This window comes from Streptomyces sp. NPDC093801 (assembly GCF_040701585.1).
Taxonomy (GTDB): Bacteria; Actinomycetota; Actinomycetes; order Streptomycetales; family Streptomycetaceae; genus Streptomyces.
On record NZ_JBFBDP010000002.1, the window covers coordinates 244,148 to 266,502 of the forward strand.

Here is a 22,355-nt window from a genome sequence, read left to right on the forward strand (position 1 = left end):
GGGCCGCGCTCACTGGCTGGTGCGGATCCTGTCCAGCTGCTCCGCCAGGGCCCCCGTCTCCGCGAGCAGCCGGGCGCGGGACCGCCTCTGCTCCTCGTCCCCCCGGGCCTTGAACGCCGCGCTGAAACGAGGCTGCAGCTGGGTCCACCAGCCGTGGTCGAGCATGGCCCACGCCTGCGGGCAGAGCGGGGCGCGGGTCTTCGGCAGGTAGCCGCCGTCGACCAGGGGCCGCCGGTACTTCTCCGGGTCGCTGCCCTCCAGGTAGCACAGGAAGGTGAAGACGCGCTGCTGGGTGACGGGGTGGTCGCTCGCGAAGTTCTCCAGGGTCAGCCGCCCTTCCTTGCGGGCGATCTGGTCGAAGAGGATCGCGGCGGCCAGCGAGGGGCCCGGCCCGACCTCGTTGACGGTGTGGAACGAGGCGAAGCCGTCGGCCGCGTCCTCCTCGAGACCGAGGTTGGCCAGCACGAGCTGGCGTTGCAGGGCGTGGCCCATCTCGTGGCCGAAGACGAACTCGGTCGCCAGCACGGTCAGGTCGTCGGTGTGGTACGCGGACGCGGGGAACACGGAGGGCCGCTCGACCGTCTTCACGATCTCGGCGAAGGCCCCCTTGATCTCCGCCAGGAACGACGGCGGGATGTAGATCGTCCTGCCGTCCGGCTGGGTGACCGCGTCGGTGACGCCCGGCGGCACCGCGGCGGTGACCTTCACGACCATGTCGTGCGGGAGCGTGAGGGATCGGTTCACCCAGTCGGCCGTCCGCTCCAGTACGCGGGAGTTCCGGATCAGCGCCACGACCTGCCGGTCCTCGGGTTCGAGCGTCCGCTCCTCGTAGACGACGGTGACCCTGCCGGAGTGCGTCGCCCGGGGGCTGGGTCCCGCTGCGGGACCCCGGCCGGCGCCGCCGGCCCCGCCGCCGCACCCGGTGACGGCGACCCCGGCCAGGAGCAGCAGGCCCACCAGGGCGTGGCGCGCCCTGCGCGGGTGACCGGCGGTGTTCGGCATCCTGGACGGCTCCCGTCGTGCGTTCCCGCGACCATCCTGCGGCCGTCCGCGGACGGCCGCAGGACGGGCCGCCCGTTCGGGGGACGGGTCAGAGGGTGAGGACGGCGGCGGCCAGGACGGCGGCGTACCAGTACTCGTAGTAGCGGTAGGTGCGGTGGTCGTACGCCGGGCCGCGGCGGTCGAGGACGCGCCGGGCGATGGTCCAGCACAGGGCCGCCGTGACCGCTTCGGCACACCACGCGGCCGGGGTGGTGGCGCGGATCAGGAAGAAGTGCCCGGCCAGGGGGAGCAGGGCGAACCCGGCCGCGAGGAACCGGCGGGTGAGGGTCTCGCCGAAGGCGAGCGGGAAGGTGGTGCGCCGGGCTGCGGCGTCCCCCCGGAGGTCGCGCAGGTCCTGGACGGGTATGAGGAGGAACGTCGACACGGCGAGGGCGAGCATCCACCGCCAGGCCCCGGCGGTGAGCGGGGCGGTCATCTGCCAGGCGGCGCCGAGCATGGGCAGGACGCCGAGGCCTATGACGGCGTTCTTGACGATCCAGTGGCGGGCGCCGCCGAGATTGTGCAGCAGGGTGACGGCCTGCCAGAACAGGGCCCACTGCCACACCCCCAGCGCCCAGCCGAGCAGCGGGAACGCGCAGAAGGCCACGGCCGCGCGCACCCGCGCGCCGCATGGGGTGACCGACTGCCGCACCAGGGGCCGGAAGGGCTTGTTGAGGCGGTCCTCGTGCAGTCCGGCGACCTGGTTGGTGAGGCAGAAGGTGTAGAGGTAGAGCCAGAAGTAGACGGTCGATGCCAGGGCGACCACGGCGATGCGGCCCGGCGGCTGCTGGTACCGGACGGCCACGGCGACGGCGAAGAACACGCCCGGGCAGAAGCCGGCCCAGACGTCGTTCCTGATGAACTGCCAGCTCAGCCACGGCTCCCGCACCGCGCCCCGGACGACGGCCCGGGCGGCGGGCAACAGGCCGCGCGCCGGGTCCGGGGAGGACGGGGCGCCGGGGACGGGCGGGGGGTTCTTCGGCGGGCTTGCCATGGCGACGGCCTCCCTGGGGGTCATGCCGGGCGGACGGTGGCGGTGTCGGCCAGCTGCCGCAGGACCGCAGCGGCGCCGGACGGGAGGCCGGCGGCCCGCAGGGCGTCGAGGGCCAGGGCCCGCCGCTCCTTGATCATGTCTTCGACACGGTCGCGGGCACCCGTGGCCAGAAGGACGCCCCGCAGGGTCTCGGCTGCGCCCTCGTCGAGACCGGCACGGCCGAGCAGGGCCCGCAGGACCCGCCTCTGGCCGGGATCGGCGTACCGGAAGGCCTGGGCGACCAGCACGGTGTGCTTGCCCGCCCGGAGATCGTCCAGAGAGGACTTGCCGGTCCGCTCGCCGGAACCGAACACGCCCAGCAGGTCGTCGCGGAGCTGGAACGCCTCTCCCACCGGCAGGGCGTAGCCGCTGAGCGCCTCCAGCACCCCCTCGCCGGCCCCGGCGAGGGCGGCGCCGACGTGCAGCGGGCGCTCGATGGTGTAGGTGGCGGTCTTGTGGCGGACGACGGCCAGCGCGGCCCCCACGTCCGCGCCCGGGTTCCCGGTGGCCTCCAGGTCCGCGAACTGGCCGTGCACGACCTCGGTCCGCATCGCGTCGACCAGCGGGAGGACCCGCACCAGCCGCTCCGGCGACAGCCCGGCCGTGTGCAGCAGTTCGTCGGACCACGCCAGGGCGGCGTCCCCGGCCAGGATCGCGGCGCCCAGCCCGAACCGTTCGGCGTCGCTCCCGGCGGCCCCGGCAGCGCTCCGGCGGGCGGCCTGCGCACGGTGCACGGTCGGGGCACCCCGCCGCGTGTCGGAGTCGTCCATGACGTCGTCGTGGATGAGCGCGAAGGCGTGGAACAGCTCCAGCGACGCGGCCACCTGCACCACCGCCCGCGGAACCGCGCCGGCACCCCCGCCGGCGAACCAGCCCACCACGCACAGCAGGGGCCTGATCCGCTTGCCGCCGGCGCCCAGGAAGGCGCGCAGCACCCGCGGGATCTCCGTGGGCAGGCCCTGGGCCCGGGCGGCACGGGACTTGGCGGCGAGGAAGTCCTCCAGGCACCCGTCGACCCGGTCGCGGATCCCCCCGGCACCGAGCAGCTCCTCCGTCACCCCGGGCCCGACCATCACGCCCCTTCCGTCGGCACACGCGTTCTCCGGCCGCGTACCTCCTTCCCGAGCGGTGCGCGCGGGTAACCGCCGGAACCGGACGTACGCGAGCACCACCGCGGTCCGCACCTCCTCCCGCGCGTGACGGCGCGCCCCTCCCCCTCACCCGGGACCGCGCGGCGCGCCGCCGAGCACCGGCGCGCAGGACGGCGCGGGCCCGGGCCGGACGCGTGCCACCGCTCAGGGCCGTCCGGGGGACGCCGGCCGGGCTTCGAGGCGCAGGCGCAGGTCGCGGGGGACACAGGCCGCGGACAGGGCGGTCCTCGCGGGGCGGTCGGTGACGGCCGTGAACCTCCACGAGCCGATCAGCAGGGCGAGGACGAGCGCGCTCTCCTGAAGGGCGAAACGGTCGCCGATGCACCGGCGCGGACCGGATCCGAAGGGGATGAAAGAGGTCCGGTCGGCGGGCCGTCCGGCCCACCGGTCGGGGTCGAAGACACGGGGCCGGGGGTGGACGAGGGGGTTCCAATGGACCGCGTACTGGCTCAGGGCGACCGTGGTCCCGGCCGGCAGGTGCGTTCCGCCGAGCGTGGTGGCCCGGGTGACCGTGCGGGTGACGAGCCAGGTGATCGAGTGCAGGCGCAGCGCCTCGTCGACCACCCGGGCGACGTAGGTCAGTTCGGGAACGTCGGCCGCCCGCGGCGGCCTGCCTCCCAGGACCCGGGTGACGTGGGCGTGGAGCCGGTCCTGGACCTCGGGGTGGCGGGCCAGTTCGTACAGGACCCACGACAGCAGCCCGGCGGTCGTCTCCGTGCCGGCGATGAAGAAGGTGAGGACCTGGTCGGCGACCTCCTGGTCGGACAGCCCCGCGGGCCCGTCGTCCGGGCCGTCGGGCTCCGCGGCCAGGAGGAGGTCGGAGAGCAGGTCCCGGTGGCCGGCGCCGCCCGTGCGGTGGGCGGCGATGACCTCGCGGACCGTCTCCAGCAGACGCGCCCGGGCGCGCCGGAACCGCAGGTTGCCCGGCGTCGGCGCACGGTCGAAGGGGGCGGGGAGGAGCATGCGGCGCATCGCGCCGGCCATGATCGTCTCGGCGTCCTCGCCGATGCGGCGCGTCGTGGCGTCCGGCAGGCGGCTGCCGAACATCGTGGTGGCCAGGGTCCGGTTGGCGATGGCCAGCATGGACCGGTTGACATCGACCACCTGCCCGTCGGCCCAGGCGGCGGTCGTCTCGTACGCGGCGGAGGTGACCGCGTCCGCGTAGTCGGGCAGTCGCGCCGGCCGGAACGCCGGCTGGCACAGCCGGCGCTGTCTGCGGTGCCGGCCGTGCGGACAGGTCGCCAGTCCGTTGCCGACCGCTTCCCTGGCCCGGTCGAAGAACGGGCCGCCCTTGTCGAAGGTGCGGTCCTCCCGCAGGACCTCCTGGACGAGGGCGGGGTCGCACACCAGGACCATGGTGTGCGGCCCGAGCCGCAGCCGCACCAGACCGGCGCGGCCGGGCAGCGAGGCGATGAACCCCGGCCGGTCGCGCAGCAGCGCCACCGTGTGCCCGAGGAGCGGCAGGTGCCGGGGTGCCAGCGGAACGGCGTCGAGCCCGGTGCTCATGGCGGGACCCCCCTCCGGATCGTGGGCATTCCTTCCCCCGGCCGGGGGAGGCGAACCTCCACGCCGGCCGGTCCCCGACCGGTCCGCCGTCCGCCCTCCGGGGTTTGCGGGGCATGACCGCGGGCACGCGCCAACCGAAGCGGAGGCCGCCCGCCGGCCACCCCCGCGGATCGGAGGTGCCATGAACACCCGTCCCACCAGCACACGGTCCCGCCCCCTCGCGTCCCCTCCGGACCCGCAGCGCCTCCTGGCGGTCTACCTCAACGACCACCTCGCGGGCGCGGGCAGCGGCGTGTCCCTGATCCGCCGCATCGCCCGGACCCACCGCCGTACGCCCGCGGGGCCGGCCCTGGCCGGGCTCGCCGCGGCGATCGCCGAGGACCGGGAGAGCCTGCGCGCGTTCATGACGGCCCTGGACGTGCCCGCACAGTGGCCCAGGGTCGCCGCGGGCCGGCTGGTGGAGAAGGCGGCCCGGCTCAAGCCCAACGGCCGCCTGGTGCAGCGCTCGCCCCTGAGCGACGTCCTCGAACTGGAGGCCATGCGGCTCGGAGTGGAGGGCAAGGCGTCCCTGTGGCGGTCGCTGCGGGTCCTCGCGGCCACCGACTCCCGCCTGGACCTGGCCGCCGTCGACCGGCTCCTGGCCCGCGCGGGGCGGCAGGCCTCCCTCCTGGAGGCCCTGAGACTGGAAGCCGCCCGGGGCACCTTCGCCGCCCCGGCGGCGGATGCCGCCCAGGCCCGCCGCCACGGGGGAGCGGCCCGTCACGGGATGCCGGGAAGGCCGCGGTGGGCGTCATGAGGGTCGTCGTCACCGGAGCCACCGGAAACGCCGGCACCGGCGTCGTACGGGCCCTGGCCGCCGACCGTACGGTCACCGATGTGCTCGGCATCGCCCGCCGGCTGCCGGACCTCCGCATCCCGGGCGTGCGCTGGGCCGCGGCCGACGTCGACCCCGGCCACGAGGACCTGACCGGCCTCTTCGACGGCGCCGCCGCCGTCGTCCACCTGGCCTGGCGGTTCCAGCCCACCCACGACCCCGTCGCCACCTGGCGGACCAACGTGCTGGGCGGCATCAGGGTCTTCGAGGCCTGTGCCCGGGCCGGGGTGCGCACCCTCGTGCACGCCTCGTCGGTGGGCGCGTACTCGCCGGGCCCCGCCGACGGACGCCCCGTCGACGAGTCCTGGCCCACCCACGGCTGGCCGGGCGCCGCCTACACCCGCGAGAAGGCCTACCTGGAGCGCTACCTGGACGGCTTCCAGCTCGCCCACCCCGACATCCGGCTGGTGCGGATGCGGCCGGCGTTCCTCTTCAAGGAGGAGTCGGCGAGCGAACAGCGCCGGATCTTCGCCGGCCCGCTCCTGCCGTGGCGCCTGATCCGGCCCGGCCTGCTGCCCGCGCTGCCCGCCGTTTCCGGCCTGCGGTTCCAGGCCCTGCACACCGACGACGCCGCCCGGGCCTACCGCGCGGCCGTCGTCCGCCCGGTCCACGGCCCGTTCAACCTGGTGGCCGACCCCGTGCTGGACACCGGAGCCCTCGCGGACCTCCTCCACACCCGTACGGTCCCGGTCCCCGCGGGCGCGGCCCGCGCCGCGCTCGCCGCGGCCTGGCGCATGCACCTCGTACCGGCCGCCCCCGGCCTCCTCGACGCCGTCCTGCGCCTGCCGCTGCTCGACGCCGGGCGGGCCCGGGAACAACTGGGCTGGGAACCGTCGACCACGGCCACGGAGGCCGTCGCGGAGTTCCTCGAAGGCCTCCGCCGGGGAGCGGGCGCCGACACCCCGCCCCTGGCCCCCGCGAGGGCGGGAGCGTGAACGACCCGCCTCCTGCCCACCGACCCCCGTCCGCACGCAAGCACGAGGAGCGGCTGCCATGAGCGGCATGAAGCACAAGAAGCAGGAGCCCGGCATCGGCCGGGAGGAGCAGGTGCAGGAGCATCCGGGCCCGGACCCGGTGCACCCCGAGGCCAGCAGGCCGGTGCCCGGACGGACCCCCGAGGAGCTGAGGCGGCGGCAGGAGCGGGCCGTGGCCCGCGACCACGACGACGCGTCATGACTCCCCGGGGCGCAGCGCCCGGCCTACATGGGGTCCATGGTCCCGCTGCCCGGACCGTTCTGCTCCTCGCTCTTCTGACGGATGTGCAGGGCCTTGTTCCTCAGCCGCTGCTGCTCCGCGGGATCCGTCGCCCGCTGGGCGGCCTGCTCCAGCTCCTGGGCCTTGTCGCGCATCTCGCGGGCCCGTTCGTTCGGCCCGTTGTCCTTGCTCATGACCGGTCCTCGGGTGGTGGGGGGAGGGTGGGCTCCCAGCCAAACAGCACCGGGCCGCACCCGCCACCGCAGCCGGGCCGCAGGGGAGGGGCGCCCGCACCGTGTGAGGGGCGGCCCGGCGGGTAGGCGCGGACACGGGCCACCTCGCCGGAGCCGGCCCCCGGTCCCCGCCCATCCGCGGCCGCGCCCGGCCGCCCGCAGCGGGGAAATGCCCTCGAAAGGACGTGAGTACCGTGCGCATCGCATTCCTGACGGCGCCCGAAGGCGTCGAGGAGGTCGAACTGACCTGGCCCTGGAAGGCGGTCCTCGGGGCAGGCTGGACCCCGCGGCTGGTCTCGACGAAGCCGGGGGAGGTCCAGGCGATGCGTCACCTGGACAAGGCCGGTACGTACCGGGTCGACCGGGTCCTGACCGGCCGTACGGACGAGAGCTTCGACGCCCTCGTCCTGCCCGGGGGAGTCGCGAATCCCGACGCGCTGCGGACGAGCGCGTCGGCGGTCGGCTTCACGCGCGGCTTCTTCGAGGCGGGCCGGCCGGTGGCCGCCATCTGCCACGCGCCGTGGCTGCTGGTGGAGGCCGGTGTCGTCCGGGGACGGACCCTGACCTCGTGGCCCAGCCTGGCCACCGACATCCGCAACGCCGGCGGCACCTGGGTGGACGAACAGGTCCACATCTGCCGGGCGGGCGCCAGCCCCCTGATCACCAGCCGCAAACCGGACGACCTGGACGCGTTCTGCGAGGCGTTCGTAACCGTCTTCGGAGGCTGAACCGCGCAGTGCCCCGGACATCACCGGCAGACGGGGTCGTCGGTCCCGGGGTTCCCCGGCTCCGTGTGACCGCGGCCGCCGGCGTCCGTGATCGCCGTGTTCCGGTCGTCCGGCCCGGGCACTTGCGGCCCCCGGACGCTCCGGGACGCGGCCTGATCGCGTCCTTGTGGGGGACGCCGGGGGACAGGAGGATCCCCTCGTCCTGACACGCGCAACAGGAGGGGGCGGCAATGGGACCGTGGAGGGTTCTCGGGAGAGCCGGGCTCGTGGTGGCCCTGGCCGGGGCCGGACTGGCCGGGGCCGGACTGGCCGGGGGCGGGGTGGCGGAGGCGGTGCCGGCGGCTCCGCAGCTGGTGGTGAAGCGGACGGCCGGGCTGCTCGACGGGGACATCGTCGCGTTCTCGGTCAAGGCCGGTCCGCCCAAGGCGTACGTGTGGGTCGAACTGTGTGCCCCGGACACGGTGGCGGGAGCCTGTGACGAGGACACCGGACGGCAGTTCCGCGTGCTGCCGGACGGCACCCTGCCGGTGTCGCCGAAGAAGCTCTACGCACAGCTCGCCACGGGCACGGGCACCTTCGACTGCCGTACCGCCACCGCCGCGCACCCGTGCCGGCTGGCCCTGACGGACAACACCGGCGCCGTGCTCACCACCGTCGCGCTGGACTTCCGGCCGGGTGGTGCGCTGGAGGCGGCTCCCACCGTGCGGGTGGACCCCTCCGAGGGGCTGGTGGACGGGCAGTCCGTACACGTCACCGGCCGCGGCTACGAGCCGCAGTACCACTCGGTGGTCCTGGAGTGCGCCGCCGGCGCCACGGAGGCCACCGGCTGCCGTACCCGGGGCCGCCCGCCCGCCACCACCGACCAGGGGCGGCTGGACGAGACGGTCGTGCTCTCGGAGACCTTCACCACCGGTGACGGGCGCACGGTCGACTGCCGGGTCGCTCCGGGCTGCGAGGTGGTCGTGTTCGGGACCCGTGTCCGCGGCCCGCACGCGGTGTCCCAGACCGTCCGCTTCGCCCCGGCGGGTACCCCGGCCGGCCGCTGACGGCACCCGGCTGTGCCCGGCCCCCGCGCGTCCCGGCGCCCTCGCGCCGCGGCCGCCGCGGGGGCACCGGTGGCTCCGGCCGAGCGGACGCCGTGGCGACGCCGGTCACCCGGCAGGACCTCGAAGGACTCCCCACCCCGTCGTACCCGTCCCCGCGCCCGGACGCGCGGGGAGGGAGCACGGCCTCGCCGCAGCCCCCGTGCCCGGCGAGCCGCCCGTGCCCCGTGGTCACGGAGGGGCCGGCGCCGCTCGCCCCGGCGGCGTAGCGCACACCGCATCCGGCCGGCCGTTCCCGGGACCCCGGGCCGCCGCCAACCGGCAGCCCGGGACCCCGGGCCGCCGCCAACCGGCAGCCCGGGACCCCGGGCCGCCGCTGCCCGGCAGACCCGCCGGACCTCACCCGATCGGCCGTCCTCGGCCGGAGACGCCCGCCGTGCCGCCCCGGGGCCCCGCGGGGGGCCGCCGCCACCGATCGCGCGTCCGAGCGTGCCGCAGCGGTACTCGGTCGTCCCCGCCCGCGATGATGCGCAGGACGGATGCGGACCGCCGCCGGACGGCGTGCCGCCCAGCCAGGAGGGACAGCCGGTGGCCGACGACCCGAGCACCGCCATACCGGCGTACGACGCCGCCCGGCAGGAGCCGGCCGCACCCGGTGAGGCCCCCACGCGCATTGCCCCGCGGCGGTAGGGCGCACCACGGCCCCCTCGGCCGACGCCCGCCGCGCGGCCCGGCTCCCGGCCGGGCCCGGTCACCGGCGGGGCAGCGACGGCCGGTGCCCGTGCCACCCCCAGACTCAGGCCCGCGCGCCCGGTGTTCCGGATGCGGGCCGGATCCCAAGGAGACGATGCACATGTCAGCCGGACCACCCGCCGAGGGCACCGCAGCGCCACAGGACGCGCTGGCGATCGTCCGCAGCCGCGGCTACGTGTCGGTGCTGGTGATCTCGGCGCTGCTCGGCGTCCCGATCTCGGCCGTCGCGTTCGGCTTCCTCGCCCTGGTGTCCGAACTCCAGTCGCTGCTCTACCACGACCTGCCCGAGCACCTCGGCTTCCACGGGACCCCCGACTGGTGGGCGATCGGGCCGCTCGCGGTCGCCGGCGCACTGGTCGCCCTGACGATCCGGCACCTGCCGGGCGGAGGCGGCCACAAGCCGGCCGAGGGCCTCAAGACCGGCGGCGTACCCTCGTTCGCCATGGTGCCCGGTGTGGCGCTCGCCGCGCTCGCCACGCTCGGCCTCGGGGCCGTCCTCGGCCCGGAGGCCCCGCTGATCGCGCTCGGCGGCGGGCTCGCCGTCGGCGCGGCCAAGCTCCTCAAGCGCGACGCCCCGCCCACCGCCGTGGCCGTGGTCGGGGCGGCCGGAAGTTTCGCGGCCATCAGCGAACTGCTGGGATCCCCGCTCGTCGGCGCCTTCCTCCTCATGGAGGCCACCGGCCTGGGCGGCCCGATGATGGGCGTGGTGCTGGTGCCGGGCCTGCTCTCCGCCGGGGTCGGGTCGCTGATCTTCACCGGCCTGGGCAACTGGACCGGCCTCGGCACCTTCTCGCTGGCGCTCACCCACGTGCCGCCCGTCGGCCCGCCCACCGTCGGCGAGTTCGCCTGGGCGGTCGTCGCGGGCGTCGCCGCCGCCTTCCTCGGGGAGGCGATCCGCCGCTCCTCACTCTCCCTCCAGGCCGTCGTCGAGCGCCACCGGCTGCCGCTCACCGTCCTGATGGGCGTGGCCGTCGGCGTGATCGCGCTGCTGTACGCGGTGATCACGGACCGGCCGGTGACCGGCGTGCTGTTCTCCGGCCAGGACGCCCTCGCACCCCTGCTGGCCGACAGCGCGGGCTACACCGCGGCCACCCTCGTCGTCCTGCTGGTGTGCAAGGCCCTGGCCTACAGCGCCTCGATGAGCGCCTTCCGCGGCGGCCCGATCTTCCCCGCCATCTTCGTGGGCGCGACCGGCGGCCTCGCCCTCTCCCACCTGCCCGGACTGGGGAGCACTGCCGGATTCGCCATCGGGATCGGCGCGATGACCGTGGCGATGCTGAAACTGCCCCTGACCGCCGTCATGCTGGCCACCCTGCTGCTCGGCGCGGACGGCCTCACCGTGATGCCGCTGGTGATCGTCGGCGTGGTGGTCTCCTACGTCGCCACGCTCCACCTCGCCCGGCTCCCGGCGGGGCCCGCGCCCGAGGCCCCACGCCCCGGGCCGACGGCGACCGCCACCTGACCGGACCACCGCGGGCCGGCCGAGAGGTTCGGCGGTACCGGCGTGGCCCGCTTGATCCGCCGGGCCGGGGGCCGCAGAGTCGGGAAGCGGCCCGCGCGGGCACGGGAACCCCCTGCCCGCCGGGCACGCCCGTGCCCTGCGCCCGCCCGATGACACCGGGCGGCCCTCGATCTCCGGGAGCCGTTGTGCCGATGGTCGTCGACCTGGTCGTGATCGGCACGGCCATCACCCTCGGGCCGCTGCACAACAGCGCCTTCATCCTGCTGCTGGCGTCGCGCCGCGGCGTGCGCAAGGGCCTCACCTACCTGCTGTCCTGGCTGGCCAACCTGGTCGCGGTGATCGCCTGCGTCGTGCTGCTGACCGGCGGGACGCCGCCCGTCCACCACACCACGCCGTCGACCGCCGCGGTCGCCGCCAAGCTGGCGATCGGCGTCGGCCTGGTGCTGTTCGGCGGCTACCGCCTCCGGCGGCCGCCCCGCCCGTACCGGCCGCCGAGCTGGACGGCCCGCATCGACAACGCCTCGCTCGCCACCGCCGCCGCACTCGCCTGGCTGCTCCAGCCCTGGGCCCTGGTGGCGGCCGGCGCCGCCACGGCCGTCGACGCCGACCTCTCCTCCGTCTCCGACTGGCTGGCCCTGACCGGCTACTGCCTGCTGGCCACCGTCAGCCTCCTGATCATGGAGCTGTACACCGTCTGGGCCCCGGAAGCCGCCCAGGCACGGCTGAGCGCCCTGCGGAGCTGGCTCGAGCACCACCAGGACCAGCTGATCGTCACCCTCTCGCTGCTGGCCGGAATCTGGCTGACCGCCAGCGCCCTCTACGCACTCGTCGCCTGAGGAGCCGTCGGCGGCACGGGAAGCAGAACGCCATGACGCTCGGTGACCGACCCTTCCCCGCTCTGTCCCCGAGTCGTCCCCGCTCCGTCCCCGGGCGCGAAAGCCGCGACACCCGGAACGTCAACACGGCCAACGGGTGATTCACCCGTGCGCGGGATGGGCTCGACAGGTGCGGTAGGGGCTTTCGGTCGTGACGGCGCAGGCGGAAGAGGGCCGGGAGGCGCGTGTGGCGGGGGCGGCGCGTCCGTACCGGCGCACCTCACCGTGCGGAAGGAGCGGTGAGGGGGCGGATCCCGCAAACCCGTCGCACGGGATTGGCCGAGTCCCTCCGTTCGTCACTTTACGTGTTCACCCGGATGCGATGCCCTTACGGCGTGTTCCGGCTCCGCCACGGCACGCGGAGGACGCGTCCGGGTCGGCGGCGCCTTCCACCAGCGTCGACGTGAAGGGAAGAACCATGGCCACACCCCCCGCTCCGCTCCGGGTCGCCCTGGCAAACGGCAGCTTCGAGGATCCCGTCGTGGCCGGTGTGGAGATCCTGCCGGACGCCTCGCAGACGCAGGCGCCCAAGCGGGTCCCGGGCTGGCTCACGACCGCCACCGACCACCGGGTCGAGCTGTGGCACTCGGGATTCCAGGGCGTTCCGGCAGCCGACGGCGCCCAGTTCGCCGAGCTCAACGCGAACGAGGTCTCCACGCTCTACCAGGACCTGCCGACGACCCCCGGGACGAAGCTCTACTGGCGGCTGTACCACCGGGGCCGCCAAGGGGACGACACCATGGCGCTGGACATCGGCGCGCCCGGCGCGCCCGTGGAGCAGCGCCGCTTCACCGACGGCAACACCGCATGGGGCTACTACACCGGCACCTACACCGTCCCGGCGGGCCAGACGCTGACCCGCTTCGCCTTCCGCTCCGTCTCCGCCGCCGGCGGCAACCGCGGCATCGGCAACTTCCTGGACGGCATCTTCTTCGGCACCGCCCCCTACGTGGTGCTCGACAAGACCGCCGCGCCCACCGGGCCGCTGGAGGTGGGTGACGTCCTCACCTACCGCATCTCCGCCAGGAACCCGGGCGGCGGAGCGGCGGAGAACCTCGTGCTGACCGATGCGATACCGCAGGGCACCACGTACCTGCCCGGCTCCCTGCGGATCGTCGACGGACCGAACGCCGGGGTGAAGAGCGACGCGCGGGGCGACGACCAGGCCCACTTCGACGCGCAGGCGAACAGGGTCGTCTTCCACCTCGGCAACGGCGCGTCCGCCACGGCCGGGGGCAGCCTGGCCAACACCGAGACGCTGCCGGCGGGCACCACGGTCGAGTACCGGGTCACCCTCGGACGGGCCGCCGCCGGCAAGCTGGTCAGCAACACCGCGACCGCCTCGTACGAGAACCGTCTCGGCGACACGCCCGAACCCCTGACGTCCACCTCCGACGAACAGCTCACGGAGGTCAGGCCCGCCGCCGACCTGGCCGTCACGAAGGCGGCGGACGCGACGACCGTCACCGTGGGCCAGACGGTGACCTACCGCATCACCGTCCGCAACGCCGGCCCGAACGACGCCACCGGCGTCACCGTCACCGACCGGCTCCCCGACGGCCTGGCCTTCCTCTCCGCCGAAGGCCCCGGACGCCACGACCCCGCCACCGGCCGCTGGACCGTGGGAGGCCTGCCCGTCGGCGCCACGGCCACCCTCGTCCTGAGGGCCAAGGCCGAGAAGACCGGCCGGATCCTCAACACGGCCGCCGCCACCGGGAACGAGAAGGACCCCGACACCACGAACAACACGGACACGGTCACCGTCTGCGTGGAGCCAGCCCCCTCCTGCTGCGACCCCTGCGCCGACCTGAAGTAGCCCCCGGCCGCCCTGCGGACACCGCCGGCGGGACCGGCGGACGTGCCGTGGCCCGGCGGCCGTTGCCGGTCACCGGGCCGCTAGGGTGCGCGGAGCGGGCCGCGTGGCGGTCGTGGCCACGCGGCCCCGTTCGGTCAGGAGCGCGGCGAGACCTGGACGATGGCTTCGATCTCCACGAGCTGCTCCGGCACGGACATGTCGCTGACGCCGACGATGGTGTCGGTCGTGCGGTGGTTGCCGACGTACTCCTTGTGCAGCCTGGCGGCCGTGTCGAAGTTCTGGCGGAGGTCCTTGGTGAAGATCTTCATGCTGATGATCTGGCTGCGCGGGACCCGGTAGTGCGCGAGGACCTTGTCCAGGTTGGCGAACGACTGGCGCACCTGCTTCTCGAAGTCGCCGGCGCCGATGAAGTTCCCGGCCTCGTCGTGGGACACCTGTCCCGAGATGTAGATCGTGTCCCCGGCCCTGATGCCCTGCGAGTACCCGTAGGACTCCTCCCACGGCACCCCGAACCCGAAGTGGTCCCAGCCCCGGCGTGCCAGGTCCTGGGCACTGGCTCCCTGGAGTCCCGTGACCGTGATCATCGCGGCTGCGATCGCGGCGACCACGGCGCCGATGCCGAACCTGCGCCTTGACTTGGCCATTCCCATCGTCCCTTCGTTCCTGGTGGATCCCGGAGCCCCGACGCTGTCACGGCGGAAAGGAGAACCCCTCGAACGGGAATCGCGCGGACGGCACCCCGCAGGCCGGAACTCCGCACGCCCGGCTGCTCGCCCTTCCCTGCGGGGACTTCGGCCCGGGTCCGTCCGCCGGAGGCCCGTGGCACGATGCCGGGATGATCACTCCACCCGTACCACCCGTCGTCCCCGCAGGCCGCCTGGCCGCGATGGAACAACCCGTGCTGGCCCTCCCCGGCGGTCTGGAGCTGCGCCCCTGGCGCATCAGCGACGCCGACGCACTGGTGGCCGCCTCCCGGGAACCGGCCATCCGCCAGTGGAACCGGCTCGTCGTGACGTCGCGGGCGCAGGCGCGCGAGCGGATCGGCCGCATGCACGAGCGCTGGCGCGAGGAGCAGAGCGCGATATGGGCCGTCGCCGGGCCCGCCGACGGCCGGGCCGTGGGCTTGATCGGATGGGGTGACATCGACCTCGCCGGCGGCAGTGCCGAAATCGTGTACTGGATCCTGCCCGAAGGGCGGGGCCGCGGCGCCATGGTCGATGCCACGCGAAGCGTGAGCCGGTGGGCGTTCGACGACCTGGGCCTGCACCGGCTCCGGCTGTGTCACGCGGTGGCCAATCCCGCGTCGTGCCGGGTGGCCCAGAAGGCCGGATTCTCCCTCGAAGGCACGATGCGCAGCGCCCTGTTGCACGAGGACGGCTGGCACGACGAGCACCTGCACGCCCTGGTCCACGGCGACCTCTGATCCCGGCGCCGGTCGCCACCACCCGTCCGCCCGGCTGCTCGGAAGCCACCTCGCCGAGCTCCCAGTCTGCGATCCGGGATGCACATGCGCCTGGTGGACGCACGACTGAGGGGTTGTGGGAGCCCGCAGGGTGATGCGGTAGGGGCGGAAGGTGCTAACGGGGCAGGTGGGGTTGGAGTTACGCAAGGGGTTACGAATCGTCGGGCACGTTGAGTAACGGGACGCGCACTTTCTGTAACCATGGAGGGGTGGCCGGGTCCCGCGAAGGTGCGAGACGGCACCGGCCAATCGGCGTATCCGCGAACCGCACCGCACAAGGAGTCGGCTGATCATGTCCGCACCTGTCGTTGACGTCTGGGGCCCCGTCGCCCCCGGGGCCCGTTCCACGCTCCCGCCCGCTCCGGAACCGCATGACGAATGGGCACTCGCCGGCGGAATGGCCTGGGTCTACTACAGCCCGCTGAACCGCAGGCAGCTCGTCAGGCCCGTCATCCTCTCCGACGGGTTCTCCAGCGGGTCCAGCGACCTCGACCAGCTCTGGCACGGGCTGGAGGAGAACGGGGACTTCCGCTTCATCTCCGAGCTCCACGCGACCGGCCGCGACGTGATCATCCTCGGCTACACCGACCGCACCGCATCGATCACCGCCAACGCGGAAACCGCCGTCGAGTGCATCCGCCGGGCCGTCGCCGAGCGGGTGGGCCGGGCGAAGCTGGTGGTCGGCGGGTTCAGCATGGGCGGACTCGTCACCCGCTACGCCCTCGCCAAGATGGAGCAGGACCCCACCCTGCCCGACCACGAGACCTCCATCCACCTCTCCTACGACTCCCCGCACCACGGCGCGTGGTTCCCCATCTCCCTGCAGGCCTTCACGCACTACGCGACGGACAAGTGGGGCGACGCGCCGACCCTGGGCCCCGTGCTGCGCCAGTTCTCCGGACTGCTCAACAGCACCGCCGCGAAGCAGATGGCGCGCTGGCACATCGAGAAGGTCGGCGAGACCCCGGCGCCGGCGCCGGAACGGGCCGAGTTCCTGAAGGAGCTCGACGCGCTCGGCGGATGGCCGCGCAGCGTCCGCAAGATCGGCGTCGCCAACGGTGTGGGCACCGGTAAGGGCAACGGGGTCAAGCCCGGTGTGGTCGCGGTGAGGTGCGACGGCGAAACGCTGCACGACACCTGGCTGGCAACCCAGGCGCAGGGCGCCCAGGAGGTCGCCCGCCTGCAGAAGACGGGCGAGGACGCGGTCTCGGTGCGCACCAACGGCCTGCCCGAGATCGACGGCGCGCCCGGGGGCCTGTTCGTCATGCCGTCCCCCGTGGGCGACACCGGCAGCTTCGGCCTGGCCGGCCTCCTCATGACCCTCCTCGGCAACACCGTGGACCCGGACGTCATCACCACGTCCTGCTTCATCCCCAGCATCAGCGCCGTCGCGGCCGGTGAGATCGGCGACCCGAAGGCGCTCTACCGTGCGATCGGCCCGGACCACAGCGCGCTCGACGCCTTCCTGTGCGCCGGCCGCAACGAGGGGCACACCACGATGACCGAGGAACTCGGCGCGTGGATCGTGAACGAGATCGCCTCGGCCGACTGACCGCCCGGGGCGGGCGGGCCGCAGCGACGGGCCCGCCCGCCCCTCCCGCCCGCGCCCGCCTTCCGCCGGGACGCGTGTCAGTGCGCGGTGACCGTGTAGGCGGCGAGCGCCCGGTTGCCGTGCGGCTCGGCGACGGCCCGCAGGACGTCGGTCTGGCTCAGGAGGAGCCGGCGCACGGGCTCGGGCAGTGCGTCCACGCGTTCCTGCGTTCCGGCCGGGTCGAGGCAGGCGGCGATCTCCCAGTCGCCGTCCTGCAGGCCCTCGGTGTCCACCGGCCCGCTGCCGTCGGCCGTCCAGCCGGCCTCGGGCAGCAGCCGCAGCAGGGCCTCGCGGGACAGCGGGGTGCGGACGTTGCCCTGGCCGTGGGAACCGGCGGCCTCGATCTGCCCCTGGATCAGCACGGCGAGGAGGTGCGCCAGCCGGTCGCCGGATCCGGACGCCAAGTCCCATTCGGCGAAGCACAGTCGCCGTGCCCACGGCCGTACCCGGGCCAGCGTGTCGCGCAGGTGTCCGTGCGAGGCGAAGTACCAGGAGCAGTGCGCGAGCACCACGTGGTCGAAGGCGTTCGCGGGGAAGCCGACCGAAGGGTCCAGGACGTCGGTGCCGAAGCGGAAGCCGATGCGCGGCCCGAGCGGCCCCGAGGCGAGCCGGGCCGCAGATTCCCCCAGGGTGACCGGTGCCCCGTAGGAGGGGGCGGCCACGTCGACGGCCACCACGCGCCCCTCCGGGCCGACCGCCTCCGCGAGGACGGCGGTCATGTCCCCCTGCCCGCAGCCCAGTTCGAGGACCGTCGAGCCCGGCTCGATCCGCCAGTCCGAGACGAGGGCGATGCGGTGGCGGGTCTGGGAGAGCTGGGCGTCCGGGCTGTGGCCGGCGGCGGCCATGGCGGCCGCGAGTGCGGGGGCCTTGGCCTGGAGGTCCGAGTGGTTCACGAAGTCCTTGGTGGTGTCAGACGGGTCGGTGCGGGCCGATGGTAGGGGACGCGCGGGCGGCGCCGCCTCCGATTTCCCGGGCGTCCCCCGGGGGAGCGGGCGGTCCCGGCGGCACGGTCGGCCGCGGGACACCCGGTCCGGTCCGGCAGCGTGCGGGCGGGGAAAACCGGTGGCCCGCGGCCGGGACCGATCGGATAATCCGGCGGTGGGCACTCTCGTGGCGCTGCGCAGGTATCCGGTGAAGTCCATGCTCGGCGAGGCGCTGACGAGCGCCCGGATCACGGAGGAAGGGCTGGCCGGGGACCGGACGTTCGCCGTGCTGGACGGGGCGGGCGCGGTCGGCAGCGCCAAGCACCCCCGCAAGTGGGGCGCCCTCCTGGACTGCCGCAGCAGCGCGGCCGGCCCGGGGGAGGCCAGGGTGGAGCTGCCCGGCGGCGTCGTGCTGCCCGCCGGGGCCGCGGAACTGGACGCGCGGCTGTCCGGCCTGCTGGGCCGCCCGGTGACGGTGTCGGGCGAGCCCCCGGACCACGGGCTGCTGGAGCGCGCGGTCCCCGCCTACGAGGGCGGGATCCCCGAGGCGGTGCGCGCGCGGGCCTCCGTGGACGGGACCGGGGAGACCATCACCGCGGGACGGGTCGCCGCCGGGACCTTCTTCGACTTCGGCCGGGTCCACCTCGTGACCGCCAACAGCCTGCGCAGGCTCCGGCGCAGCCACCCCGCCGGGGACTTCGACCCCGGGCGTTTCCGGCCCAACCTGGTCGTCGACCTCCCCGGCGGGCCGGACTTCCCCGAGGACTCCTGGCCCGGCGCCACCCTGCGGATCGGCCGGGCCCTGTTCCGGGTGACCGTGCCCACGCCCCGCTGCGCGGTCCCGAACCTGGCCCACGGCGAACTGCCCGCAGACCCGGGCATCATGCGCACCGTGGCCCGCGAGCACCGTGTGCCGGTCCTCGACCTGGGCCGGCTCTCGTGCGTCGGTGTGTACCTGGAGGTGCTGGAGCCGGGCACCGTCCGGACCGGTGACGCGGTGACCGCCCACCCGGCCCGGACGCGCCCGTGACCGGTCAGTCGGGGCGGGGGCCGATCACGGCGGTGCCGTCGTGCACCGTGATGGCCTGCGCCGGGCACATGTCGGCGGCCTCCAGGATCCGTTCCTGCGCGGCGACCCGGTCGGCGCGCGGCCGGGCGTGGTCGTCCTCGAGCGCGAAGACCTCGGGGGCCGTACCCGCGCAGATGCCCGAACCCAGGCACAGACCGGCGTCGATCCGCACGGTCCACGTCATGCCGCTCACCACCCGATCGGCATGACGCGCGGCCCGCGCACCAGCATCTCGGTCTTCCAGGTGACGTCCCCCGCGAGCTTCAGCCCGGGGAAGCGCGCCAGCAGTCCCCCGAGGGCCTCCTGGAGCTCCATGCGGGCCAGCGGTGCCCCCAGGCAGTGGTGGACGCCGTGGCCGAATCCGATGTGCTGGTTGGAGGGGCGCCGGATGTCGAGGACCCCGGGGGCGGCGAAGCGCAGCGCGTCGCGGTTGGCGGCGCCGATCGCGACGAGCAGCGGGTCCCCGGCCCGGACGAGCGTGCCGCCGACCTCGATGTCCTCGGTGGCGTAGCGGGCCTGGCCCGCCCCGCTGCCCAGCGGTACGAACCGCAGCAGCTCCTCCACCGCCCTGGCGATCAGGGCGGGTTCCCGGCGCAGCAGCGCGAGCTGCTCCGGGTGGTCGAGCAGGGTGAGGACGAAGTTGGGGATCTGGGAGGCCGTGGTCTCGTGCCCGGCCACCAGGACCGCCACGCACAGGTCGACGAGCTCCGGTTCGGAGAGGCGGTCGCCGTCGGTGTCCCGGGCCTCGATGAGCGCCGTCATCAGGTCGTCCTGCGGGTCCCGGCGGTGCAGCTCGATCAGCCCTGCCATGTAGGCGCGCAGCTCCTCGAGGTTGGCCTCGAACTCCTCGGCCGTGAGCGAGCTGGTCGAGAGCGCCGCGTCGCTCCACACCCGGAAGCGCGGGCGGTCCCCGACCGGCACGCCCAGCAGGCGGCAGATCACGGCCACCGGCACGGGCAGGGCGAAGCGGTCGACCAGGTCGACCGGCGGGCCGGCCGCCTCCAGTTCGTCGAGCAGGTCCGCGGTGAGCGCGCGCACCTGCGGGCGGAGCTTCTCGACCTGCCGGACGGTGAACGCCTTGGCCACCAGGGACCGCAGCCGGGTGTGGTCGGGCGGGTCCATGCCCAGGATGCCGCTGTCGGTGCGGCCCTCGGACTGCCGGGGCTCGTCGTGCGCGGCGGCCGCCGCACGGCTGAACCGCGCGTCGCCGAGCACGAGGCGGGCGTCCGCGTAACGGGTGACCAGCCAGGCCGGCTCACCGTACGGCATCTGCACGCGTAACAGGCCGGGCCGGTCGCGCACGCGCTCGTACTCCTCGGCGAGCAGGAGTCCCTCGGCGGTGTTGAAGGGGTAGGCGAGGGGGGTGGTGCCGGTGCTCGTCACGTCGGACTCCCTGGGTTGTAAGCAGCTGCTTACAACGTAGGACGGGCCACCCGGCCGGTCAACGACGCTTTGTGGCCGTTATCCTGACGGGCCTTCCGAGAGGACGACAGCGTGAGCGAATCCCCCCGATCCCCCCGGGCGCAGCCCGTGGAACGCCCCCGCAACGCCGCCGCCACCCGGCTGCGGCTGCTCGAAGCCGCCGCCGAACTGTTCGCGGAGCGGGGGTACGAGCGCACGACGGTCAGGGCGATAGCCGAGCGCGCCGGTGCCAACCAGGCGCTCCTGTTCCGCTACTTCGGGTCCAAACACGGGCTGCTGACCGAGGTCGTGGCCCGGGGCGGCCTGGAACAGCTGCACGCGACCGCTCCGGAGGACCTCTTCGAGACCGCCCTGCGCTCGATGCTCACGCGCAGCGCCCCCGGAGCCGACCGCTCCCTGGAGGTGTACCTGCGGTCCGTCGGCCGGGGGGACGAGGCGACGGCGACCCTGCGGGAGCTCGGCGGCGAGTACCAGAAGGTGCTGGCCGGCCTGGCCCCCTCTCCGGACGGCGCCCTCCGCGCGGATCTGGCCATGGCCTGGCTGCTCGGGATCGGCCTGATGCGCACGGTCACCGCCCGCGAACCCCTGGCCAGCGCGGACCCGGAGGCGGTGTGCCGGCTCGTGCTGACCACCCTGGACCGCTTCTGGACGCTGCCGGCGCAGCCCCCGCCGGCGGACGCCGACGACGGGCCGGGCGGCCCGCCGGGGGACCGTCCGGCGGCCGGTCATGGCGGCCCGGCCGGTCATGGCGGCCCGGAGGTCAGCCGGTCGGATACTCCAGGATCCGGCCGTCGACGGTCCCGATGAGCAGGCGGCCCCCAGGGGCCACGGCGAGGGACAGGCCCGTGGTCGGCGCTCCGCCGACCGCGAGGGCGGTGTGCCACCGCACCGAGCCGTCGTCGGCGTCCAGCGCCGTCAGAGCTCCGCAGTTGTAGGCCACGTAGACGCTGTCCCCGTCGGTGTCGAGGGCGGTGGCGGGATGGTCGGTGCGGTGCTGCCACCGCACCGCACCGCACCGTCGAGGGACCGCCGTACCACGTAGGCGCCACCGGGTTGCGTCCCCCGGCCGTGGTGGACGGTGCCGGCGTACACCAGGGACGGCCCGATCTCGGCCGCAGGACCTCCGAAATGATGTTCCTGCGGGAGCCAGGAGTGCGGGAAGAGCCGCCGCAGCGTCCCGTCGGGGCCCAGGGCGCAGACCCACTCGTCCCGGTGCGGCTCGTCCGGGTCGCTGCCCACCAGGACGTACGGGCGGCTCGCGCGTCGGACGTCGAAGGGGTGGTTGATCAGGTCGAAGCCGCCGACCTCCGGACCGTCCGCCGGACCGACCTCCGGACCGTCGAGGTCGAACGCCATCAGCCGCTCGGCAGGCCCCTGGCGGCGGCCCAGCGGCCTCAGCACCGTCCTGCGGCCACCGGGGACGAGAACGGCGGGCGCGCCCGTGCCGGTCCGACGGCGCCCCAGTCCGGGCGGGCCACGACGACGGGATGCCCCTGCCGGTGGGCCGCCGGGTTCTCCCGGTCGTAGCACGGCGCCAGGACCAGGCGGAGTTCGGTCGCACCGGCCCATTGCAGGTCGAGCACCTCGCGCGGGTACCGCAGGGCGGACACCGCGTCGCCGGAGTCCAGGCGGATCAGCAGCAGCTCGCCCTCGAAGCAGTAGCCGCCGTCGTAGCGTCCCGTACCGGCGGCCAGCAGGGGGAGAACGGGGTGGAAGGCGAGGGTCCGCACGGGGTACCTCGACCGTACGAGGTGCCGGCACCGCAGGCCGTCCTGGTCGTAGACGCCGATCCGGTGCCCCGTCCACCCGTCGTCCGCGGTCCCGTTGCCGTTCCACTGGAGGTGCCCGACGTTCCCGGCCGCGGCCACCGTCCGCGAGCGCTCGTCGGCGACGGCCAGAGCCGGTTCCCCGACCTCGGCGAACGGTCCGCCTCCGAACACGCGCCGGAGCGCCGGCACCAGGGTCATAGGGGGTTCCTCCCGGATCGGCACGGCGACGACCGCCGTCCCGGGCACGGCACGGCGGCAGCTCATGATCCCGTCGGACGACGGCGACGCGCCGGCGGATTCCGTCCGGGTGGTGCCCTGCCGGAGGGGCGCGGCGGCAGCACCGCGGACACGGCAGGGCCGAGGAGGCGGGTGCGCGGGCACGAGAAGGTGCCCGGAGCCGTGGGGCTCCG

23 protein-coding genes are annotated in these 22,355 nt (G+C 74.7%); 12 read left to right on the forward strand and 11 right to left on the reverse strand.

The genetic code is table 11. The features are described 5' to 3' along the window. Positions 1-9 precede the first annotated feature (9 nt). The 4 genes from AB0469_RS02980 to AB0469_RS02995 all read right to left on the reverse strand — a co-directional run bounded on the left by AB0469_RS02980 (position 10) and on the right by AB0469_RS02995 (position 4,731). Positions 10-1,002 (reverse strand): DUF4344 domain-containing metallopeptidase, encoded by a 993-nt coding sequence (locus AB0469_RS02980; protein ID WP_366449534.1) that lies wholly within the window; start codon positions 1,000-1,002, stop codon positions 10-12. Positions 1,003-1,090: 88 nt separating this feature from the next. After that, positions 1,091-2,035 (reverse strand): UbiA family prenyltransferase, encoded by a 945-nt coding sequence (locus tag AB0469_RS02985; protein WP_366449535.1) that lies wholly within the window; start codon positions 2,033-2,035, stop codon positions 1,091-1,093. 20 nt (positions 2,036-2,055) lie between these two features. Further along, positions 2,056-3,147, reverse strand: a complete 1,092-nt coding sequence (locus AB0469_RS02990) for a polyprenyl synthetase family protein (protein WP_366449632.1) — start codon at positions 3,145-3,147, stop codon at positions 2,056-2,058. 222 nt (positions 3,148-3,369) lie between these two features. Next, on the reverse strand, positions 3,370-4,731 hold the full coding sequence (locus AB0469_RS02995) for a cytochrome P450 (protein ID WP_366449536.1): 1,362 nt from the start codon (positions 4,729-4,731) through the stop codon (positions 3,370-3,372). Between the two features lie 181 nt (positions 4,732-4,912). On the opposite strand from AB0469_RS02995, the gene AB0469_RS03000 reads away from it, so the two are divergent. Genes AB0469_RS03000 through AB0469_RS03010 form a run of 3 tightly spaced genes read left to right on the forward strand, consistent with a single transcriptional unit; the run spans position 4,913 to position 6,781 of the window. Beyond that, positions 4,913-5,527 carry a hypothetical protein gene (locus AB0469_RS03000; protein WP_366449538.1) on the forward strand — a complete coding sequence of 205 codons (615 nt, stop codon included), beginning with the start codon at positions 4,913-4,915 and terminating at the stop codon, positions 5,525-5,527. Then, positions 5,524-6,540 carry an NAD-dependent epimerase/dehydratase family protein gene (locus AB0469_RS03005; RefSeq protein ID WP_366449539.1) on the forward strand — a complete coding sequence of 339 codons (1,017 nt, stop codon included), beginning with the start codon at positions 5,524-5,526 and terminating at the stop codon, positions 6,538-6,540. Before AB0469_RS03000 ends, AB0469_RS03005 begins: the two co-directional genes overlap by 4 nt. Before the next feature lie 58 nt (positions 6,541-6,598). Next, positions 6,599-6,781, forward strand: a complete 183-nt coding sequence (locus tag AB0469_RS03010; protein ID WP_366449540.1) for a hypothetical protein — start codon at positions 6,599-6,601, stop codon at positions 6,779-6,781. 23 nt (positions 6,782-6,804) lie between these two features. Here AB0469_RS03010 and AB0469_RS03015 read toward each other — a convergent pair whose 3' ends face one another. Next, positions 6,805-6,993, reverse strand: a complete 189-nt coding sequence (locus tag AB0469_RS03015; RefSeq protein WP_366449541.1) for a DUF6381 family protein — start codon at positions 6,991-6,993, stop codon at positions 6,805-6,807. A gap of 233 nt (positions 6,994-7,226) precedes the next feature. Between AB0469_RS03015 and AB0469_RS03020 the strand changes: the two genes are divergently transcribed. From AB0469_RS03020 to AB0469_RS03040, 5 genes are all read left to right on the forward strand, one after another. Further along, on the forward strand, positions 7,227-7,760 hold the full coding sequence (locus AB0469_RS03020) for a type 1 glutamine amidotransferase domain-containing protein (protein ID WP_366449542.1): 534 nt from the start codon (positions 7,227-7,229) through the stop codon (positions 7,758-7,760). A gap of 266 nt (positions 7,761-8,026) precedes the next feature. Then, a complete protein-coding gene (locus AB0469_RS03025) occupies positions 8,027-8,806 on the forward strand; it encodes a neocarzinostatin apoprotein domain-containing protein (protein ID WP_366449543.1) in 780 nt (259 codons plus the stop codon). 850 nt (positions 8,807-9,656) lie between these two features. Then, positions 9,657-11,018: a chloride channel protein gene (locus tag AB0469_RS03030; protein ID WP_366449544.1), complete on the forward strand. Its 1,362-nt coding sequence runs from the start codon at positions 9,657-9,659 to the stop codon at positions 11,016-11,018. A 191-nt stretch (positions 11,019-11,209) separates the two neighbouring features. After that, positions 11,210-11,854 (forward strand): GAP family protein, encoded by a 645-nt coding sequence (locus AB0469_RS03035; RefSeq protein WP_366449633.1) that lies wholly within the window; start codon positions 11,210-11,212, stop codon positions 11,852-11,854. 457 nt (positions 11,855-12,311) lie between these two features. After that, a complete protein-coding gene (locus AB0469_RS03040; protein ID WP_366449545.1) occupies positions 12,312-13,709 on the forward strand; it encodes a hypothetical protein in 1,398 nt (465 codons plus the stop codon). Between the two features lie 134 nt (positions 13,710-13,843). On the opposite strand, the gene AB0469_RS03045 is transcribed toward AB0469_RS03040, so the two are convergent. Next, positions 13,844-14,353 (reverse strand): RidA family protein, encoded by a 510-nt coding sequence (locus AB0469_RS03045; protein ID WP_366449546.1) that lies wholly within the window; start codon positions 14,351-14,353, stop codon positions 13,844-13,846. Positions 14,354-14,544: 191 nt separating this feature from the next. Between AB0469_RS03045 and AB0469_RS03050 the strand changes: the two genes are divergently transcribed. After that, complete coding sequence (locus AB0469_RS03050) at positions 14,545-15,132, forward strand: GNAT family N-acetyltransferase (protein WP_366449547.1); 588 nt, start codon at positions 14,545-14,547, stop codon at positions 15,130-15,132. A 331-nt stretch (positions 15,133-15,463) separates the two neighbouring features. Next, complete coding sequence (locus AB0469_RS03055; protein WP_366449548.1) at positions 15,464-16,723, forward strand: hypothetical protein; 1,260 nt, start codon at positions 15,464-15,466, stop codon at positions 16,721-16,723. Positions 16,724-16,800: 77 nt separating this feature from the next. Here AB0469_RS03055 and AB0469_RS03060 read toward each other — a convergent pair whose 3' ends face one another. Next, positions 16,801-17,655 carry a methyltransferase domain-containing protein gene (locus AB0469_RS03060; protein WP_366449549.1) on the reverse strand — a complete coding sequence of 285 codons (855 nt, stop codon included), beginning with the start codon at positions 17,653-17,655 and terminating at the stop codon, positions 16,801-16,803. Between the two features lie 205 nt (positions 17,656-17,860). Here AB0469_RS03060 and AB0469_RS03065 point away from each other — a divergent pair, with 205 nt between their 5' ends. Further along, positions 17,861-18,715: an MOSC domain-containing protein gene (locus AB0469_RS03065; RefSeq protein ID WP_366449550.1), complete on the forward strand. Its 855-nt coding sequence runs from the start codon at positions 17,861-17,863 to the stop codon at positions 18,713-18,715. 4 nt (positions 18,716-18,719) lie between these two features. On the opposite strand, the gene AB0469_RS03070 is transcribed toward AB0469_RS03065, so the two are convergent. Beyond that, positions 18,720-18,938, reverse strand: a complete 219-nt coding sequence (locus AB0469_RS03070) for a ferredoxin (protein WP_366449551.1) — start codon at positions 18,936-18,938, stop codon at positions 18,720-18,722. Between the two features lie 5 nt (positions 18,939-18,943). Continuing rightward, the gene (locus tag AB0469_RS03075) at positions 18,944-20,137 is read right to left on the reverse strand and encodes a cytochrome P450 (RefSeq protein ID WP_366449552.1); all 1,194 of its coding nucleotides are present in this window, start codon (positions 20,135-20,137) and stop codon (positions 18,944-18,946) included. A gap of 111 nt (positions 20,138-20,248) precedes the next feature. On the opposite strand from AB0469_RS03075, the gene AB0469_RS03080 reads away from it, so the two are divergent. Continuing rightward, positions 20,249-20,983, forward strand: a complete 735-nt coding sequence (locus AB0469_RS03080) for a TetR family transcriptional regulator (RefSeq protein ID WP_366449553.1) — start codon at positions 20,249-20,251, stop codon at positions 20,981-20,983. Here AB0469_RS03080 and AB0469_RS03085 read toward each other — a convergent pair. Then, a complete protein-coding gene (locus AB0469_RS03085; RefSeq protein ID WP_366449554.1) occupies positions 20,937-21,182 on the reverse strand; it encodes a PQQ-binding-like beta-propeller repeat protein in 246 nt (81 codons plus the stop codon). The two genes, AB0469_RS03080 and AB0469_RS03085, sit on opposite strands and share 47 nt — an antisense overlap. A 388-nt stretch (positions 21,183-21,570) precedes the next feature. Then, complete coding sequence (locus AB0469_RS03090; RefSeq protein ID WP_366449555.1) at positions 21,571-22,143, reverse strand: hypothetical protein; 573 nt, start codon at positions 22,141-22,143, stop codon at positions 21,571-21,573. Positions 22,144-22,355 lie beyond the last annotated feature (212 nt).

Coding starts and splice junctions, on each gene's coding strand:
- AB0469_RS02980 (WP_366449534.1), bottom strand. CDS start 1,002: ATGCCGAACACCGCCGGTCACCCGCGCAGGGCGCGCCACGCCCTGGTG.
- AB0469_RS02995 (WP_366449536.1), bottom strand. CDS start 4,731: ATGAGCACCGGGCTCGACGCCGTTCCGCTGGCACCCCGGCACCTGCCG.
- AB0469_RS03015 (WP_366449541.1), bottom strand. CDS start 6,993: ATGAGCAAGGACAACGGGCCGAACGAACGGGCCCGCGAGATGCGCGAC.
- AB0469_RS03010 (WP_366449540.1), top strand. CDS start 6,599: ATGAGCGGCATGAAGCACAAGAAGCAGGAGCCCGGCATCGGCCGGGAG.
- AB0469_RS03050 (WP_366449547.1), top strand. CDS start 14,545: ATGATCACTCCACCCGTACCACCCGTCGTCCCCGCAGGCCGCCTGGCC.
- AB0469_RS03005 (WP_366449539.1), top strand. CDS start 5,524: ATGAGGGTCGTCGTCACCGGAGCCACCGGAAACGCCGGCACCGGCGTC.
- AB0469_RS03030 (WP_366449544.1), top strand. CDS start 9,657: ATGTCAGCCGGACCACCCGCCGAGGGCACCGCAGCGCCACAGGACGCG.
- AB0469_RS02985 (WP_366449535.1), bottom strand. CDS start 2,035: ATGGCAAGCCCGCCGAAGAACCCCCCGCCCGTCCCCGGCGCCCCGTCC.
- AB0469_RS02990 (WP_366449632.1), bottom strand. CDS start 3,147: ATGGTCGGGCCCGGGGTGACGGAGGAGCTGCTCGGTGCCGGGGGGATC.
- AB0469_RS03040 (WP_366449545.1), top strand. CDS start 12,312: ATGGCCACACCCCCCGCTCCGCTCCGGGTCGCCCTGGCAAACGGCAGC.
- AB0469_RS03045 (WP_366449546.1), bottom strand. CDS start 14,353: ATGGCCAAGTCAAGGCGCAGGTTCGGCATCGGCGCCGTGGTCGCCGCG.
- AB0469_RS03055 (WP_366449548.1), top strand. CDS start 15,464: ATGTCCGCACCTGTCGTTGACGTCTGGGGCCCCGTCGCCCCCGGGGCC.
- AB0469_RS03035 (WP_366449633.1), top strand. CDS start 11,210: ATGGTCGTCGACCTGGTCGTGATCGGCACGGCCATCACCCTCGGGCCG.
- AB0469_RS03070 (WP_366449551.1), bottom strand. CDS start 18,938: ATGACGTGGACCGTGCGGATCGACGCCGGTCTGTGCCTGGGTTCGGGC.
- AB0469_RS03090 (WP_366449555.1), bottom strand. CDS start 22,143: ATGACCCTGGTGCCGGCGCTCCGGCGCGTGTTCGGAGGCGGACCGTTC.
- AB0469_RS03000 (WP_366449538.1), top strand. CDS start 4,913: ATGAACACCCGTCCCACCAGCACACGGTCCCGCCCCCTCGCGTCCCCT.